We start from the raw sequence: 15,597 nt of genomic DNA, 5'->3' as shown, positions 1-15,597 counted from the left end.
CGAATGAATGGGCGTCGGTTCCAATGGGGCGACAAGGAGACAACCCATGCGACACCTCGCCCGCGCGCTCGCCGTGCTGCTGGCGGCCGGCTTCACCGCCGCCGCCTCCGCGCAAGCCCCCGCCGACTTCCCGAAACAGCCGATCCGCACCGTCGTGACCTTCCCGCCCGGCGGCAGCGCGGATGCCGTCGTGCGCATGCTCGTACCTCGCCTGAATGAAAAGCTGGGCCAGCAGGTCATCGTCGACAACCGGCCCGGCGCGGGCGGGAACATCGGCTTGTCGATCGTCGCCAAGGCGCCGCCGGACGGCTACACGCTGGGCGTCGGCGCGGCGGGCGCGCTGTCCGCCAACAGCAGCCTGTACGAGAAGATGCCTTTCGACCCGCTCAAGGACTTCAAGCCGGTCAGCATGCTGGCGGCCATTCCCTTCGTGATCATCGGCAACCCCAGCGTGGCCGCGAAGACGCAGAAGGACCTGATCGCGCTGGCGAAGTCGCAGCCGGGCAAGCTGTCCATCGCGCACGGCGGCAACGGCACGGCCATGCACCTGTCGGCCGCGCTGTTCTCGCAGATGGCGGACGTGAAGCTGGTGGAAGTGCCGTACAAGGGCTCGGGCCCCGCGGCGCTGGACGTGCTGGCCGGCAACGTGCCGCTGGCGGTGGTGGACCTGCCCTCGGCCCTGCAGCACATCAAGGCGGGCAAGCTGGTGGCGTACGCCGTGACGAGCCCGCAGCGCCTGCCGCAGCTGCCCGACGTGCCCACCGTGTCCGAAGCGGGATTGGGCGGCTACGACTCCACCGGCTGGTTCGGCGTGGTGGCGCCCGCGGGCACGCCGCAAGCCATCGTGAACCGCCTCAACGCGGAGATCACGGGCGCGCTGAACGACGAGCACATCAAGGCCAGCATGCGCAACCTCGGCGTGGAACCCGCGCCGACGAAGCCCGAGGAATTCGAGGCCTACATCCGTGCCGAGACCCAGAAGTGGGCGAAGGTGATCCGCACCGCCAACATCAAGATCGAGCAATGAGCCTGCAGGACATCGAGACCGACGTGCTGGTGGTCGGCGCGGGCCCCGTGGGCCTGACGCTCGCCATGGACCTGCAGTCGCGCGGCGTGAAGGTCGCGATCGCGGAGATCCGCCGCTACGCCGAACCGCCCAACGTGAAGTGCAACCACGTCTCGGCGCGCACGATGGAGCGCTTCCGCCGGCTCGGCGTCGCGCACAAGCTGCGGGCGGCGGGGCTGCCGGAGGACTATCCGAACGACGTCGTGTTCCGCACCAGCGTGTGCGGCACGGAGCTCACGCGCATCCCCATTCCCGGGCGCGGCGAACGCTACACGTCGAAGGAAGGCCCCGACACCTGGTGGCCGACGCCGGAGCCGCCGCACCGCATCAACCAGCTGTTCCTGGAACCCATCCTGCTGCAGCACACGGCGGCGCTGCCGGGCGTGACGCTCCTGAACCGGACGCAGGTCACCGCCTTCACGCAGCAGGGCGACAGCGTCGTGGCGACCGCGCTGGACCTGGAAAGCGGCCAGGAGCGCCGCATCCGCGCACGCTACCTCGTGGGCTGCGACGGCGGCAGTTCCACGGTGCGCAAGGCGATCGGCGCGAAGCTGGAAGGCACGCCCGTGATCCAGCGCGTGCAGTCGACGTACATCCGCGCTCCGAAGCTGCGCGCGATGATCCCGGGCAAGCCTGCGTGGTCGTACTACTCCGTCAACCCGCGCCGCTGCGGCACCGTGTTCGCCATCGACGGCCACGAGACCTGGCTGGTGCACAACCACCTGAATCCCGACGAACCCGACTTCGATGCGATCGACCGCGACTGGTCCATCCGGCAGATCCTCGGCGTGGGCGACGATTTCCAGTACGAGATCATCAGCAAGGAAGACTGGGTGGGCCGCCGGCTCGTGGCGGACCGCTTCCGCGACCGCAACGTGTTCATCGCCGGCGACGCGGCGCACCTGTGGGTGCCGTACGCGGGCTACGGCATGAACGCCGGCATCGCCGATGCGCTCAACCTTTCGTGGCTGCTCGCCGCGCGCGTGCAAGGCTGGGGCGAGGAATCCATCCTCGACGCCTACGAAGCCGAGCGCCAGCCGATCACCATGCAGGTCTCGAACTTCGCCATGGACCATGCGGCCAAGATGATCAAGGCGCGGCGCGCGGTGCCGGCGAACATCGAGGCGCAGGATGCGGAAGGCCAGCGCGCGCGCGAGGAGATCGGCCGCGAGGCCTACGAGCTGAACGTGCAGCAGTTCTGCTGCGCGGGCCTGAACTTCGGGTACTTCTACCGCGGCTCGCCCATCATCGCGGACGACGGCGAGGAGCCGCCCGCGTACACCATGGGCGGCTTCACGCCGTCGACGGTGCCGGGCTGCCGCGCGCCGCACTTCTGGCTGGCGGACGGGCGCTCGCTGTATGACGCGTTCGGCGCGGGGTATACCTTGCTGCGCTTCGATGCGGGCGTCGACGTGCAGGCGCTGGTGGGTGCGGCGCAATCGCGTGGCATGCCGCTCACGGTGGTGGACGTGCAAGGCGTCGCCGCGCCCGAAGGCTACCGCCACCAGCTCGTGCTGTGCCGCGACGACCAGCACGTGGCCTGGCGCGGCGACACCGTGCCGCGCGATGCGGTGGAACTGGTGGACCTGCTGCGCGGGGCTCGCACGCAGGCGTTGCGGATGGCGGCTTAGGGGGCCGCCCGTGCTGGTTCGGGTCGTTTGAACGCAGAGGGCGCAGAGGAAGCGCAGAGGTCGCAGAGAACATCCAGGATTCCTCTGCGACCTCTGCGTCACCTTTGCGACCTCTGCGTTCAGACATTTCTCGCCTGACGGTGTGACGCCCTACGGGGCGCCTTTGGCTTCCCTTCAGGTTCGCCGCCCAGAATGCGGCGCATGGAAGCCATCGAACGTTCCACCGCGATCTCCTTGCGCCCGTTCGCGGGCGAGGAGGATTTCCCGCGCATGGCGCGGGTCGCCAACGCCAGCATGGCCGCGGACGTGCTGGGCATCGTGCGGCGGGTCGAGGACATCCGGCGGGACTACGCGAGCTTCCACCAGTGGGATCCGGCGCGCGACATGCGCATGGCGGAAGTCGGCGGCGAGCTGGCGGGTTACGCACGCACGACGGACTGGACGACGGCGGAGGGAAGCCTGGTGCTCGGGCAGATCGCCTTCGTGCACCCGGAACAGCGCCGCCGCGGCGTCGGCACCGCGCTCCTGCGGTGGATCGAAGCGCGCCAGCGGGAGATCGCCGCGGCGCGCGAGGACGTGCAGGACGCGTTCCACCACGCCGGACTGAGCGAGAGCGAACACGATCGCGCGCACCTGCTGCGTGCAGCGGGTTATGCGCCCGTCCGCCATTTCCTCACGATGCGGCGGCCGGACCTCGAGGACATCCGCGACTTTCCCCTGCCGCCCGGGTTCGAAGTGCGGCCCGTGGAGACCTCGGACCTGCGCGCGATCTTCGATGCGCACATGGAGGCGCTGCGTGGCCACTGGGGCTTTTCGCCGCCGACGCCGGGCGCGTTCGAGCGCTGGACGCAGTCGCGCCTCTTCCAGCCGCACCTGTGGCAGGTGGCCTGGCACGTCGCGAGCAACCAGGTGGCGGGGCAGGTGAAGCCCTGGATCGACTTCGAGCAGAACGCGACGCAGGACCGGCGCCGCGGCTACACGGAATTCATCAGTGTGGGTGCCCCGTGGCGCCGCCAGGGCATCGCACGCGCGCTCGTCGCGCGCGCCTTGCACGCGCAGCGCGAAGCCGGCATGACGGAGAGCGAGCTGGGCGTGGACGCGGCCAACGCGCACGACGCGGCGCGTCTCTACGAAGCGTGCGGCTTCCGGGTGGTGCAGCGGCACGCGGCGTGGCGCAAGCGGGTCGAAGCCGCCGTGGCCTGACGGCGGCTCGGCCCTCAGGCCACCGTGAGCACCGCGGCCAGCGCCAGCTTGCCGCCACCGAGCGCGGCCATCAGCCACGCATCGCGGCTCGCGGCGCCTGAGCGGCGCGCGAGCCACGCCGTGGCCACGCAGGTGCCGCCCAGCACCGCCAGCAGCAGCGCGAGGTCTTCGATCGTCATGCCACCTCCGCCTGTTGTTCCGCCGCGCCCTGCGCGGCGGGTTCGTACCGCACCAGCCACGACAGCACCTGCGATGCGCCGTCGGTGATCTCCATGACCCGGCTCTCGAGGTCGACCGCGCGGGCGAGCACCAGGTCCGCCCGCAGCACGATGCGCTCCCGCCGGATTTCCATCGCGTGGAGCGCCGCGCCGCATTCCTTCAGCAGCGCCTGCAGCGGCTCGCCGTGCGCCCGCGGCGCGTCGATGCGCACGAAGATCACGGGGACCATCGTCGCGTTCGTCCGCGGGTCCAGGTACGTGTGCACGGTCGGGATGCCGAAGGAGACGCCGGGCCCATAGGCCTGCCGCAGCAGGGCGCGCGCCTCCGCCAGCGCCCGTTCGCCGGCGGCCAGGATCTGGCCCCCGGCTCCGCCGTGCGCCACGATGGCGTAGCGGTGCGGCTTGGACAGCCGGTCCAGCAGCACCTGGCGGGCGAACACGTCGGCCGCCTCGCCGTGCACCGTCACCAGTTGCCGCAGCGGCAGCAGGTCGAGCGCGTCACGCATTGGCATGGTCCTGCTCCTTCGTGCCGAAGGCAGCGGCGCGCGCGCCGCCATCGAAGCCGACCAGCCGCGCCACGCCGTGCGGGATGCGGATGTGGCTGCCCAGCACCTGGCCGATGCAGGCGAGCCCGAGGTCGCTCAGCACCGACACGCGGCCGCGCCAGAGGTCTTCGTCCTGCGGGCGCACCAGCGTGATGGGGATGGGCTCTGCCTCGCCGGGGATCTCCAGCAGCAGCGTGCGGCCCAGCGCGGCGACGTCCTCGCGCGCGCAGTGCGGCTCGCGGATGTGCGAGGCCGCCAGCAGGGCGGCCGCGTCCTCGCCCGCATTGAACTCGATGTCGCGCACGCGCAGCCACCGCTCCGCCGCGTTCTGGATCAGGACCGCTTCGTCGGCGGTGAGATACCGGTTCGTGTTCATGCATTCCTCCTTCCTGCGGGCTGCATCCGCAGCGCGGGCTGCGGGTGGGTGCCGCGCATGCGCTGCGCGGCGGCCGGCGCGGTCGCCGGGACGAAACCGTGGGGCACGACGAGGACGTCGCTGCTGCCCCAGCTGAGGACGCGGTGGGCGACGCTGCCGCAGAAGAAGTCTTCCCACGCGGAACTGCGCCGCTTGCCCACCACCACGAGGTCGGCCTCCGAGTGCTCCTGCTGGATCACGGTCTGCCGCCCCGGGTCGCCGCGGCCCAGCGCCGCGAGCAGCCGGTTGCGGCGGGCCACGTACGAGTCGGTCAGCGTGAGCATGCGCTGGCGCGCATCGCGCAGGCAGCGCTCGCGGTACGCGCGCACGGCCTGCTCGGTCGCTTCCGCCGAGCGCAGCTTCGCTTCGCCGAGCGTGTCGATCGCGTGGAAGAGTTCCAGCGCCGCACGCGCGTCCAGGTCCGCCGCGAGCCGCACCAGCCCTTCGGACGCGGGCGAGAAGTCGACCGCCACCAGGATGTGGCGGTACGGCAGTTCGCCGCCGTGGCGCGTCACGAGCACGGGGCAGCTGGCGTCGCGCAGGATGCGCACCACGGGCTGCCCGCGGAAGAACGCGGCCGTGGAGCGCTCGCGCCGGTGCGGCAGCACCACGAGGTGGGTGCCGCGCGCTTCGGCGACGAGGTCTTCGGGCTTGTGCGCCTTCACGGGCACGGTGCGCACGCGCAGCGCGAGGTCTTCCTCCAGCTGCATCGCCAGCGCGCCCAGGCGCAGCGTCGCGTCCGCCGCGGGCTTGTGTCCCTGCGGCGGCATGTACATCAGTTTCATGGAGGCGCGGTGCGCATCGGCCAGTTGCCGTGCGCGCAGCACCGCCCCGTTTTCCTGCACGGAAAGATCCGTCGCGACGAGGATCGATTGGATCGTCATCTTCCTGCTCCTTGTTGGATGCCGGCCATTCGGGGGGCAGGCCGGCCGCCCGGGGACACGCGCGGCGACTACGTCAGGTAGTCGCCGGTGGCCTCCGGCTGGAACAGGATCCCTTCGATCTGTGCGACGCTCTCGACGCCGCCCGGTCCCACCCAGCGCGCGACCGCGCCGACCGGCAGGCCGATGAGGCCCATGCCCGCCGGGGAGAGCACCGAGATGTAGCCCTTCGCCGGCTCGGCGTCGGCCGGGTAGCAGAGCACCAGCGTCTGGCGGTTCTGCAGCTTCAGGTCGCGGATGACGAACTGGGCGTACATGGTGACCACGTCGCCCGGGATGGCGCGCGCGGGCACCACCTCCGCTTCGTCCAGCAGGTCGTGCAGCTGCGGCAGCGCGCCGGCAGCGGTGAATTTGCTCAGGCGGGTGAAGTCAAGCTCGGTGAGCCTGCGCTCGCCGTTGTTCGGGGGAAGCATGGGCACTCCAATCGAAAAGCGAAGGGCCGGGCACGAAGGCTCGGTTCGCGGACACGCCGGGTGTGAGCCCGGCGGTCGATGGAATGGCGCTAGAAGGGAGGAAGGGCGGCCGCCGGGCCTAGGAATGTGCGGGCGTTCGCCGCGGACCCGCCTGCACAGGCGTGGTCGCGAGCGCCCGCACGCCGCGTGCGGCACGGAGCAGCGCGGCGGAAGCGGTGGGATGCGACGTGGGAAAACGTGCCATGCGCAAGAGTATAGGCCGAGGTACCGGAAAGCGGCGAATCCATTCTGGCAAGGAATGCAAGGGCATTGCGCGCGGCGCGTGCACTCCTCAGGGAAGCACGAGGACGTCGGCCTCGGCTTCGGCCAGCACGCGCCGGCTGACGCTGCCCAGGAGCAGGTCCTCGACGCGGCTCTGTCCCTGCCGCCCCATGACGACGAGGTCGCAGTCCTCGTCGTCTTCGAGGGCCAGGATGCGTTCGGGCGCGGAGCCGTGCACGACCATCGGGTACGTGCCTTCCCGCAGGCCCGCCTCGTCGCACAGCGACGCCATCTTCGCTTCCGCCTCGACGCGTGCCTGCTCGCGGTACTCCTCGAGGTAGCGCTCCTCCACGCTCGCGACGCGCAGCTTGCCTTCGAAGGGCGCTTCGTAGGCGTGCATGGGCACGAGCCGCGCGCGCGGCGCCACGGCCCGCGCGAGCCGCAGGGCGGGCAGCGAAGCCTCGGAGAAATCCACGGGCACCAGCACGCAGCGGTACTCGGCGACCGCCGGGCGCTTCACCACGAGCAGCGGCCGCGTGCACACGTCGATGAGGCGCGCCGCGGTGGAACCGAGGACCAGGTGGCGCAGCATGCTGCTGCCGCGGGCGCCCAGCACGAGCAGGTCGGCGTCGACGGCGGCGGCGGCAGCGTCGATGGCCTGCAGCAGCGGTCCGGTGGCCACGTGCGTCGCGGCTTCCACGCCATGGCGTTCGCGCACGACGGCCGCGAGCGCGTCCACCAGCATCTGCGTCTGCTCGCGCATGCGCGACGCGACGTCTTCGGGCAGGCCCGCGACGAGGCGGCGCAGTTCGTCGACGCGGGAGTAGGCCGCGACGTGCACCAGGTCGAGCCGCGCGCCGGTGGCGCGTGCCACCAGGGCGGCGCGTTCGACCGCATGCCGCGCGGGAGCGGAGAGGTCCGTGGCGGCCAGCAGCCGCTGCAGTGCGTTCATCGTCGGCTCCTCGAAGCGAAGTTCATTCTAGGACGGGGGTGGATCGCCGCGCGTCGCGTCGGCCGCCTTCGTCAGCATGCGCTCCACCCTCGTGCGGAACAGCGCGGCCCGCGCCACCACCGCGGTGGTGATCGGCACCGTGATGCACAGCACCACCACGATCACCCACTGGTGCAGCGCGAGCCGGCCGGTGCCCGCGGTGAAGTACACGATGGACGCGAGCGCGACCGCCCAGCTCGCGAGCGTGTTGGCCAGCGCCGGCGCGTGCATGCGCAGGAAGAAGTCCTCCAGCCGCCACAGGCCCAGCGCCGCGGTGAGCACCAGCGCGCCGCTCGCGAGCAGCAGCAGCGCGACGAGCACCTGCACGATCATTCGATCACCTCCCCGCGCAGCAGGAACTTGCCGAGGGCCGCGGACCCGAGGAAGCCGAACACCGCCATCAGCAGCGCCGCGTCGAAGTACATGCTGCTGTCGTAGCGGATGGCGAGCACCAGCACGGCGAGCAGGGCCACGGTGAACACGAAGTCGAACGCGACCACTCGGTCCTGCGCGCGCGGCCCCCGGAACAGGCGGGCGAGGCCCACGATCATCGCCAGGCAGTACAGCACCAGCGTCGCCGTGATGGCGCCATCGAGCAGGGTCATCCGAAGATCTCCTTGAGCGGCAGTTCGTAGCGCTGCTTGTACATCGCGATGAAGGCGTCCTCGTCCTCGAGGTCGAACACGTGGATCAGGAGGTGGCTGCGGTCGGCGGCCAGGTCGCACCACACCGTGCCGGGCACCACCGCCGTGATGATGGCGAGCGCCGCCAGGCCGTGCGGGTCGTGCAGGTCCAGGGGCACGTCCACGAAGCGCCCGCGCGGGGCGTGCCTGCCGGCGCGCAGCACCCCCGCGGCGACTTCCAGCGCCGAGACGACGACGTCGCGGCCCACGCGCAGCACCAGGCGCGCGAGCACGAGCGGCTTGCGCAGGCGCGGGCCGGCCGGCTTCAGCGGCGCCGCCACGAGGGGCGCGAGGAACGCGAGGATCGCCCCGAGCAGCAGGTCCGCGGGTGCGACCGAGTCGTTCAGCAGCAGCCACAGCGCCAGCAGCCCGGCGGACAGCGGCAGCGACGGGAACCAGCGCCTCACGGCCTGCTCCCGGTCGGGGAGGGCACGGGTTGCGCCTCGAACACGGTCTGCACGTAGCGGTCGGGCGCATGCAGCGCGGCCGCGACGCCCGCGGTGAACGCGAGGACGCGCTCGCCGCCGGCCGCCAGCGCGATGCAGGCCGCCAGCAGCAGGCCCACCGGCAGCATCTCGGCGATGCGCAGGGTCGCGGGCGTGCGCTGGTACGAGGCCCAGAAATGCGTGGAGAAGGCGCGCAGCAGCGCGACGCTGCCGGTGAAGCTGGAGAAGATCAGCAGCGCGAACAGCAGCCAGGCGGCGAACTGCGGGGCCGGTGCGAAGCGGGCCTCGGTGATGGCGCGCAGCATCGCGAGCTTGCCGACGAAGCCGGACAAGGGCGGCATGCCGGCGACCACCAGCGTGCACAGGAGGAAGGCGGTGGCGAGCAGCGCCAGCGATGCGGGGATCGCTCGGCCCACCAGCGGCACCTGGCGGTCGTCGAGGTTGGCGTCGATCGGCGAGGCCTCGCCGAAGCGCGGCAGGCGGCCGCCCGTGTCCGCGCGCGGCGGGTCCACTTCCGCCTGGCGCCTGCGCTCCACGAGTTCCGCCAGCAGGAAGAGGGCGGCGGCGCCGAGCGTGGAACTCGCGAGGTAGACGAGCGCTCCCGCCGTGAGCGCCGGCGTGTCGAGCCCCGCCGCCGCGACGACGGTGCCCGAGGAAGAGATGATGCTGTAGCCCGCAACGCGCCCGAGCTGCTGCGAGCGCAGCATGCCGATGGCGCCGAAGGCAAGCGTCGCCAGCCCGCCCCACACCAGCAGGCCGCCGCCGAAATGCGCGGAGAAATCGGCGCTGGTGGGAAAGCACAGCGTCCACAGCCGCAGCACCGCGTACACGCCGACCTTGGTCAGCGTCGTGAACACGGCCGCCGACGGCGCGCTGGCCGCCGCATAGGCGCGGGGCAACCAGAAGTTCAGCGGCCAGAACCCCGCCTTCGCGAGGAAGGCCACGGCCAGCAGGGCCGCCGCCGCGTGCAGCAGCCCGCGGTCCTCCAGCGGCACGAGCGGCAGCTTGCGGGCGATGTCGGCCATGTTCAGCGTGCCGGTCACGCCGTAGAGCAAGGCCACGCCCATCAGGAACAGGAAGGACGCGACCAGGTTCACCGCGATGTAGTGCAGGCCCGGACGCACGCGGCTGGTCCCGCCGCCGTGCAGCAGCAGGGCGTAGGAGGCCGCGAGCAGCACCTCGAAGAAGACGAACAGGTTGAACAGGTCGCCCGTGAGGAAGGCGCCGTTCAGTCCCGCCAGCTGCAGTTGCAGCAGCGGGTGGAAGTGCACGCCCGCGCGGTGCCAGCGCGCGAGGGAGAAGAGCAGGCCTGCCAGGGCCGTGGATGCAGCGAGCACCAGCATGCCGGCGGAGAGCCCGTCGAGGACGAGCACGATGCCGAAAGGCACCGGCCAGTTGCCTGGCAAGTACACCGCGGGGACCGCGGCGCCCTGCGCCCACGCGAGCAGGCCGCAGGCGAGCACCAGGCTCGCAAGCAGCGAGGCCAGGCTCAGCGCCGCCTTCGCACCGCGCCAGCGTTCGCCGACGGCGAGCAGGACGGCCGCGGTCGCCAGCGGCAGCAACACGGGCGCAGCAAGCAGGTGCGGGCCCGGACTCAAGGCCGCTCCTCCTCGCCGTCGACGTGGTCGCTGTCCGTCAGCCCGCGCAGGGCGAGCAGCACGACGAGGAACAAGGCCGTGGTCGCGAACCCGATCACGATCGCGGTGAGCACCAGCGACTGCGGCAACGGGTCGGTGTACTGCACGAGGTCTGGCGTGACCCCGGGCTGCACGATGGGCTCGCGCGCGATGGACAGGCTGCCCACGCTGAAGATGAACAGGTTGGTCGCGTACGAGAGCAGCGACAGGCCCACGAGCACCTGGAAAGTCCGCGGCCGCAGCACCAGCCACACGCCAGCCGCCGTCAATACGCCGATGGCGATCGCGATCACGGCTTCCATCAGGCGCTCCCTCCGGAGGGGCGGCGGCGCGCGCGGCCGGACTGGTGGGCGAGAGCGGTGAGCAGGAGCATGGTGGAGCCGAGCACGACGAGGAAGACGCCGAGGTCGAAGAAGAGCGCGCTGGGCAGGTGCACCTCGCCGAGCACGGGCAGCGCGAAGTGCGCCGTGTGCGTGGTGAGCAGCGGATAGCCGAGCGCGAGCGAGCCGAGCCCGGTGGCCAGGGCGCCGAGCAGGCCCAGCGCGATCCAGGCGCGCGGGTTCACGTCCAGCCGCGCCTCCAACCAGCGGGTGCCGCCCACCATGTACTGCGCGACGAAGGCGATGGTGACCGTCAACCCCGCGACGAAGCCGCCGCCCGGCAGGTTGTGGCCACGCAGGAACAGGTAGGCGGCCACGACCAGCGTCACCGGCAGCATGAGCCGCGCGAGCACGGCTGGGACGACGAGGGAGGCGCGCACGGGGTCTTCCTGTTCCTCGGTGGCCTGGTGCTGCGCGAGGCGCTGCTGCGGCGGCACCTCGGTGAGTTCGCGCGGCGGGCGGAAGCGGCGCAGCAGCGCGTACACGCTCAGCCCCACGATCCCGAGCACGGTGATCTCCCCCAGCGTGTCGAACGCGCGGAAGTCCACGAGCATCACGTTCACGACGTTGTGCCCGCCGCCGCCGGGCAGCGCGTTCGCCAGGTAGAAAGGCGAGATGCTTTGCGCGCCCGTGCGCGTGAGGAGCGCGTACGACACCGCGGCCAGCCCTGCGCCCGCGAGCACCGACAGCAGCAGGTCGCGGCTGCGCCGCCAGAGCGAGCGCCAGGCCACGCCCTCGACTTCGTCGCTCCCCAGCGGCTTCGGCAGCCAGCGCAGGCCGAGGAGGAAGAACACCAGCGTGACCGATTCGACCGCGATCTGCGTCAGCGCGAGGTCGGGGGCGGAGAACCACGCGAAGGTCACGCACAGCACGACGCCGGTGACGCCGAGGAGCACCAGCGAGTAGAGACGGTGGAACCGCGCCTGCCAGGCGGCGCCGATGGCGGCCGCGCCGCCGACCAGCCACAGCAGCACGAAGTCGATCGTCACCGGCACGCGCGGGCGCGAACCCCATTCGAGGGGCACCACGATGGCCGCGGCCAGCGCCGTGCTGCCGGCCGCCACCACCATCCAGAGCAGTTGCCGCTGCAGGTGCCGGCTGCTCGTGCGCCGCACCGTGCGCCGCGCGAGGTCCGTGCCGGCGGCCAGCAGCCATTCGAAGGCGCGGCGGCCATCGGTGCGCGCGAGCAGCGGCGCCCTTTCGAGCCAGCCTTCGCTGCGCAGGCGCGCGAACACGAGGTAGGCGGCGACGCCGCCCGCCAGCGCCACGAGGCTCATGATCATCGGCGCATTGAAGCCATGCCACAGCGCGAGGCTGTATTCCGGCAGCGTGCCGCCCACCACCGGCGCGGCCGCGGTCGCCAGCAAGTCGCCGACCGCCGCTTCCGGGAGCACGCCGACGACGACGCAGGCGAGCACCAGGATCTCGATCGGTGCGCGCATCCAGCGCACCGGCTCGTGCGCCACGCGCGGCGTGTCGCCCGGCGGCGGCCCGAAGAACACGTGGTGCCCGATGCGCAGCGAATACACCACGGCGAGCACGCCGTACACCGTGGCGGCCACCGGCAGCAGCCACTGCACCACGGGGGACGACTGCAGCAGCACCGTCTCCGCGAAGAACATCTCCTTGGACAGGAAGCCGTTCAGCAGCGGCACGCCCGCCATCGCCGCGCTTGCGATGATCGCGAGCCTTGCCGTGTGCGGCATGTAGCGGTAGAGCCCGTGCAGCCGGCGCATGTCGCGCGTGCCGGTCTCGTGGTCAATGATGCCCACCGCCATGAAGAGCGAGGCCTTGAAGGTGGCGTGGTTCATCGTGTGGAACACCGCCGCCACCGCGGCGAGCGGGCTGCCCAGCCCCAGCAGCAGCGTGATGAGGCCCAGGTGGCTGATCGTGGAGTACGCGAGCACCGCCTTCAGGTCCTGCTGGAAGATCGCGAGATAGGCGCCGAGCAGCAGCGTCAGCAGGCCGGCGCCGCCCACGAGCAGCAGCCAGGTGTCGGTACCGGCGAGCACCGGCCACAGCCGCGCCATCAGGAACACGCCCGCCTTCACCATGGTCGCCGAGTGCAGGTAGGCCGACACCGGCGTGGGCGCGGCCATCGCATGCGGCAGCCAGAAGTGGAAGGGGAACTGCGCGCTCTTGGTGAGCGTGCCGAGCAGCACGAGCACCACGATGGGCACGTACAGCGGGTCCGCCTTGACCTTGTCGCCCGCGGCCAGCACGGCGCCGAGTTCGTAGCTGCCGGCAACGTGCCCCAGCAGCAGCACGCCCGCGAGCAGCGCGAGCCCGCCCGAGGCCGTGACCACGAACGCCATGCGCGCGCCGCGCCGCGCGTCCTTGCGGTCGTGCCAGTACCCGATCAGCAGGAAGGAGAAGAGGCTGGTCAGCTCCCAGAACACCACCAGCTGCACGATGTTGCCGGAGAGCACGACGCCCAGCATGGCACCCATGAACCCGAGGAGCAGCGCATAGAAGCGCGCGGCGGGATCGTCGGCCGAGAGGTAGTAGCGCGCATAGAGCACGACCAGCGCGCCGATCACGCTCACCAGCATGCCGAACATCCAGGCGAAGCCGTCGATGCGCAGCACCAGGTCGACGCCCAGTGACGGGAGCCAGGAGATGGTGTCCTGCAGCACTTCGCCGCCGGCGATGCGCGGGTGCAGGGAGGCGAGCCCGCCCGCGACCGCGAGCGCCACGCCGCCGGCGAGCAGCGACTCCCAGTTGCGCGCGCGCGTGGGCAGGACCGCCGCGAGCAGGCTCGCCGCGAAAGGCAGCAGGACGATCCACCAGAGCGGCATGGACCGACTCTAGCCGACGGCGGAGGTGTCCGGCGTGGCCGCCGCGCTTTCTGCCGCGAAAGAACGCGGCCGTGGCGGCACCAGCAGCACGTCGCAGCGCGATCCGGACAGCACCTCGCGCGTGACGGTGCCCAGGAACCAGTCCCCCAGCAGGCGGCGCTCGCGCCGGCCGAGCACGATGAGGTCGGCACCCACCGCGCGTTCCTTCGCGACGACGGATGCGCCTGCGTGCCCGAAACCGACCGCGGCGCGTGCGTCCGCGGCGGGGCCTGCCTGTGCCATGCGTTCCCGCAGCGCCGCCCGCGCGCGCTCCACGGCCGTGCCGGTGCCCGCCGCCTCGGCGCGCGCGCCCTGCTTCTCGGGGGCGACCACGTGGAAGACCTCCATGCGCGGATCGGCGGAAAGGCAGGTCGCGGCCGTGATCACGTCCGCCGATCCGGGCCCGAGGTCGACGCAGGCGAGCACGCGGTCGTAGAGGTCCTTGGGCGGCGGCGCGAGATCGGTGCGGTCGCGGGAGCGCGCGAGCGGCCGCTTGACGACGAGCACGGGAATGCGGCTCGCCCGCACGAGCCGTTCGGTCGTGGTGCCCGCGATGCGTTCGCGCATGCTGCTGCCTTCGCGCGCGGGGACCACGAGCAGGTCGGCCGCCAGCGCGGCGCGGGAGGTCTCGCGCGCGGGGTCGCCGCGCGCGACCTCCACGTCCGCGGCCACGCCCAGCCGCAGCTGCACGGCTTCGGCCAGCTGCGCGAGCGCGGTGCGCGCGGCCTCGGCTTCGCGCGGCTCGCCGGGCACGTGCAGCAGGCGCAGCGTGGCGCCGTGCGCGCGCGCGAGCTGCGCGGCGCGCCACGTGGCGTTGCGTGCCGCCAGCCCGAGGTCCGTCGCCACCAGGATGTGCCGCGGCGGCAGGCCGCAGTCGCCGCTGGCCGTCATGCGTTCTCCCCTGCGAGCGGCAAGTCACGCTGCGACAGCAGCAGCCCGGGCGCGAGCGCACCGCCGGCGAGGCCCGCGGTGACCTCGTCGGGCCCCGGCAACGGCGATGGCAGCAGCAGCGTGTCGGCGCGCGTGAGCGCGAGGAAGCGGCGGGCCAGCGAGGGCTGGCGCGCGCAGGGCACCGCGACCACGTCGGGCAGCAGCGTGCGCTCGCGCTCCAGCAGTGCCGCCGCGGACTGCAGCAGCGCCGTGGCGGGCGCTTCGCGGCCGTCGGTCATGGCGGAAGCGGTGGCGAGCGCGCGGCCGTCGTCGCTTTCGTGCAGCGCGCCCACGAGGATGCGGCGGTACGGCACGGTGGCCGGCGTGCGCACGACGAGCGTCGGCCGGTTGGCGAGTTGCGCGACGCGCAGCGGGTGCAGCCCGGTGGCCGCATCGAAGCCCGAGGCAGCGCGCATCACCACGAGGTCGGCATCCTCGGCTGCGCGCTTCAGCTCGCCGGAGAGCGAGCCGCGGAAGGCGTGCGTGAGCACGCCGAGCTGCAGGTGCTCCTGCACGCGCCATGCGAGCGGTGCCAGCCGCTCGCGCGCGCTTCCGGGATCGCGCAGCCTGCTCACGTGCAGCAGGCGCATCCAGCCGTCGTGCGGCCGCACGACGAGGGCGCCGCGCCATGCGGCGTTGTCGGCATCGGGATGCAGGTCGTGCAGCACCAGCACGCGGCGGAGCCGGGGCAGCGGTGCGCGGGAGGGGTCGTTCATGTCCTGTCCTTCCTGGCGGGAACGGCGCCGGGCGTCGGCCCGGCGGTTCGAGGTTTGGCGCCTGGAGAGAAGGAGGCGACCGCCGGGCTCAGGAATGTGCAGGCGTGCGCTGCAACCACGCCTGCGCGCGTGCGCAGTCGGGTGCGATCGGATGCATGGACGGGTGGCGTGCCATGGCCCGAGTATAGGAAATGCGCGTGACCGTGGCGCGGCGCATTCTGGCAGGCGATGCAGGGGCATTGGCGCGACGCTTGGCGCACGCGCAGGCACAGCCTAGACTGCGT

Annotated in this window: 17 protein-coding genes; 3 read left to right on the top strand and 14 right to left on the bottom strand. The window is 72.1% G+C overall.

The genetic code is table 11. From position 1 onward, the window contains the following. Window positions 1–46: 46 nt before the first annotated feature. The 3 genes from H8N03_RS16790 (at window position 47) to H8N03_RS16780 (ending at window position 3,900) form a co-directional block, all read left to right on the top strand. Complete coding sequence (locus H8N03_RS16790) at window positions 47–1,027, top strand: Bug family tripartite tricarboxylate transporter substrate binding protein (protein WP_187077355.1); 981 nt, start codon at window positions 47–49, stop codon at window positions 1,025–1,027. Next, on the top strand, window positions 1,024–2,697 hold the full coding sequence (locus tag H8N03_RS16785; protein ID WP_187077354.1) for an FAD-dependent oxidoreductase: 1,674 nt from the start codon (window positions 1,024–1,026) through the stop codon (window positions 2,695–2,697). Before H8N03_RS16790 ends, H8N03_RS16785 begins: the two co-directional genes overlap by 4 nt. A gap of 201 nt (window positions 2,698–2,898) precedes the next feature. Next, window positions 2,899–3,900, top strand: a complete 1,002-nt coding sequence (locus H8N03_RS16780; protein WP_187077353.1) for a GNAT family N-acetyltransferase — start codon at window positions 2,899–2,901, stop codon at window positions 3,898–3,900. 14 nt (window positions 3,901–3,914) lie between these two features. Here the strand turns inward: H8N03_RS16780 and H8N03_RS16775 are convergent, their stop codons facing one another. The 14 genes from H8N03_RS16775 to H8N03_RS16710 all read right to left on the bottom strand — a co-directional run bounded on the left by H8N03_RS16775 (window position 3,915) and on the right by H8N03_RS16710 (window position 15,313). Then, the gene (locus H8N03_RS16775; RefSeq protein WP_187077352.1) at window positions 3,915–4,079 is read right to left on the bottom strand and encodes a hypothetical protein; all 165 of its coding nucleotides are present in this window, start codon (window positions 4,077–4,079) and stop codon (window positions 3,915–3,917) included. Further along, complete coding sequence (locus H8N03_RS16770) at window positions 4,076–4,630, bottom strand: hypothetical protein (protein ID WP_187077351.1); 555 nt, start codon at window positions 4,628–4,630, stop codon at window positions 4,076–4,078. The genes H8N03_RS16775 and H8N03_RS16770 overlap by 4 nt, the downstream gene beginning before the upstream one ends. Further along, a complete protein-coding gene (locus tag H8N03_RS16765) occupies window positions 4,617–5,039 on the bottom strand; it encodes a GreA/GreB family elongation factor (protein WP_187077350.1) in 423 nt (140 codons plus the stop codon). Before H8N03_RS16765 ends, H8N03_RS16770 begins: the two co-directional genes overlap by 14 nt. Continuing rightward, a complete protein-coding gene (locus tag H8N03_RS16760; RefSeq protein ID WP_187077349.1) occupies window positions 5,036–5,962 on the bottom strand; it encodes a universal stress protein in 927 nt (308 codons plus the stop codon). The genes H8N03_RS16765 and H8N03_RS16760 overlap by 4 nt, the downstream gene beginning before the upstream one ends. Before the next feature lie 68 nt (window positions 5,963–6,030). Continuing rightward, window positions 6,031–6,432: a GreA/GreB family elongation factor gene (locus H8N03_RS16755; RefSeq protein ID WP_187077348.1), complete on the bottom strand. Its 402-nt coding sequence runs from the start codon at window positions 6,430–6,432 to the stop codon at window positions 6,031–6,033. A 331-nt stretch (window positions 6,433–6,763) separates the two neighbouring features. Next, window positions 6,764–7,645, bottom strand: a complete 882-nt coding sequence (locus tag H8N03_RS16750) for a universal stress protein (protein WP_187077347.1) — start codon at window positions 7,643–7,645, stop codon at window positions 6,764–6,766. Window positions 7,646–7,672: 27 nt separating this feature from the next. Then, on the bottom strand, window positions 7,673–8,017 hold the full coding sequence (locus H8N03_RS16745) for a monovalent cation/H(+) antiporter subunit G (RefSeq protein ID WP_187077346.1): 345 nt from the start codon (window positions 8,015–8,017) through the stop codon (window positions 7,673–7,675). Continuing rightward, window positions 8,014–8,289: a K+/H+ antiporter subunit F gene (locus H8N03_RS16740; protein WP_187077345.1), complete on the bottom strand. Its 276-nt coding sequence runs from the start codon at window positions 8,287–8,289 to the stop codon at window positions 8,014–8,016. Before H8N03_RS16740 ends, H8N03_RS16745 begins: the two co-directional genes overlap by 4 nt. Next, complete coding sequence (locus H8N03_RS16735; RefSeq protein ID WP_187077344.1) at window positions 8,286–8,774, bottom strand: Na+/H+ antiporter subunit E; 489 nt, start codon at window positions 8,772–8,774, stop codon at window positions 8,286–8,288. Before H8N03_RS16735 ends, H8N03_RS16740 begins: the two co-directional genes overlap by 4 nt. Beyond that, window positions 8,771–10,411, bottom strand: a complete 1,641-nt coding sequence (locus H8N03_RS16730; RefSeq protein ID WP_187077343.1) for a monovalent cation/H+ antiporter subunit D — start codon at window positions 10,409–10,411, stop codon at window positions 8,771–8,773. Before H8N03_RS16730 ends, H8N03_RS16735 begins: the two co-directional genes overlap by 4 nt. Further along, the gene (locus H8N03_RS16725; protein ID WP_187077342.1) at window positions 10,408–10,752 is read right to left on the bottom strand and encodes a Na+/H+ antiporter subunit C; all 345 of its coding nucleotides are present in this window, start codon (window positions 10,750–10,752) and stop codon (window positions 10,408–10,410) included. The genes H8N03_RS16730 and H8N03_RS16725 overlap by 4 nt, the downstream gene beginning before the upstream one ends. Next, the gene (locus H8N03_RS16720; protein ID WP_187077341.1) at window positions 10,752–13,628 is read right to left on the bottom strand and encodes a monovalent cation/H+ antiporter subunit A; all 2,877 of its coding nucleotides are present in this window, start codon (window positions 13,626–13,628) and stop codon (window positions 10,752–10,754) included. The genes H8N03_RS16725 and H8N03_RS16720 overlap by 1 nt, the downstream gene beginning before the upstream one ends. Before the next feature lie 9 nt (window positions 13,629–13,637). Further along, window positions 13,638–14,558 carry a universal stress protein gene (locus H8N03_RS16715; RefSeq protein WP_187077340.1) on the bottom strand — a complete coding sequence of 307 codons (921 nt, stop codon included), beginning with the start codon at window positions 14,556–14,558 and terminating at the stop codon, window positions 13,638–13,640. Continuing rightward, on the bottom strand, window positions 14,555–15,313 hold the full coding sequence (locus tag H8N03_RS16710; RefSeq protein ID WP_187077339.1) for a hypothetical protein: 759 nt from the start codon (window positions 15,311–15,313) through the stop codon (window positions 14,555–14,557). The genes H8N03_RS16715 and H8N03_RS16710 overlap by 4 nt, the downstream gene beginning before the upstream one ends. Window positions 15,314–15,597 lie beyond the last annotated feature (284 nt).

The sequence above is a fragment of the Ramlibacter cellulosilyticus genome, assembly GCF_014297465.1.
GTDB classification, from domain to species: domain Bacteria; phylum Pseudomonadota; class Gammaproteobacteria; order Burkholderiales; family Burkholderiaceae_C; genus Ramlibacter; species Ramlibacter cellulosilyticus.
The sequence above is the reverse complement of the archived record's forward strand: the minus strand, read 5'-3'. Positions and strand labels throughout refer to the sequence as shown.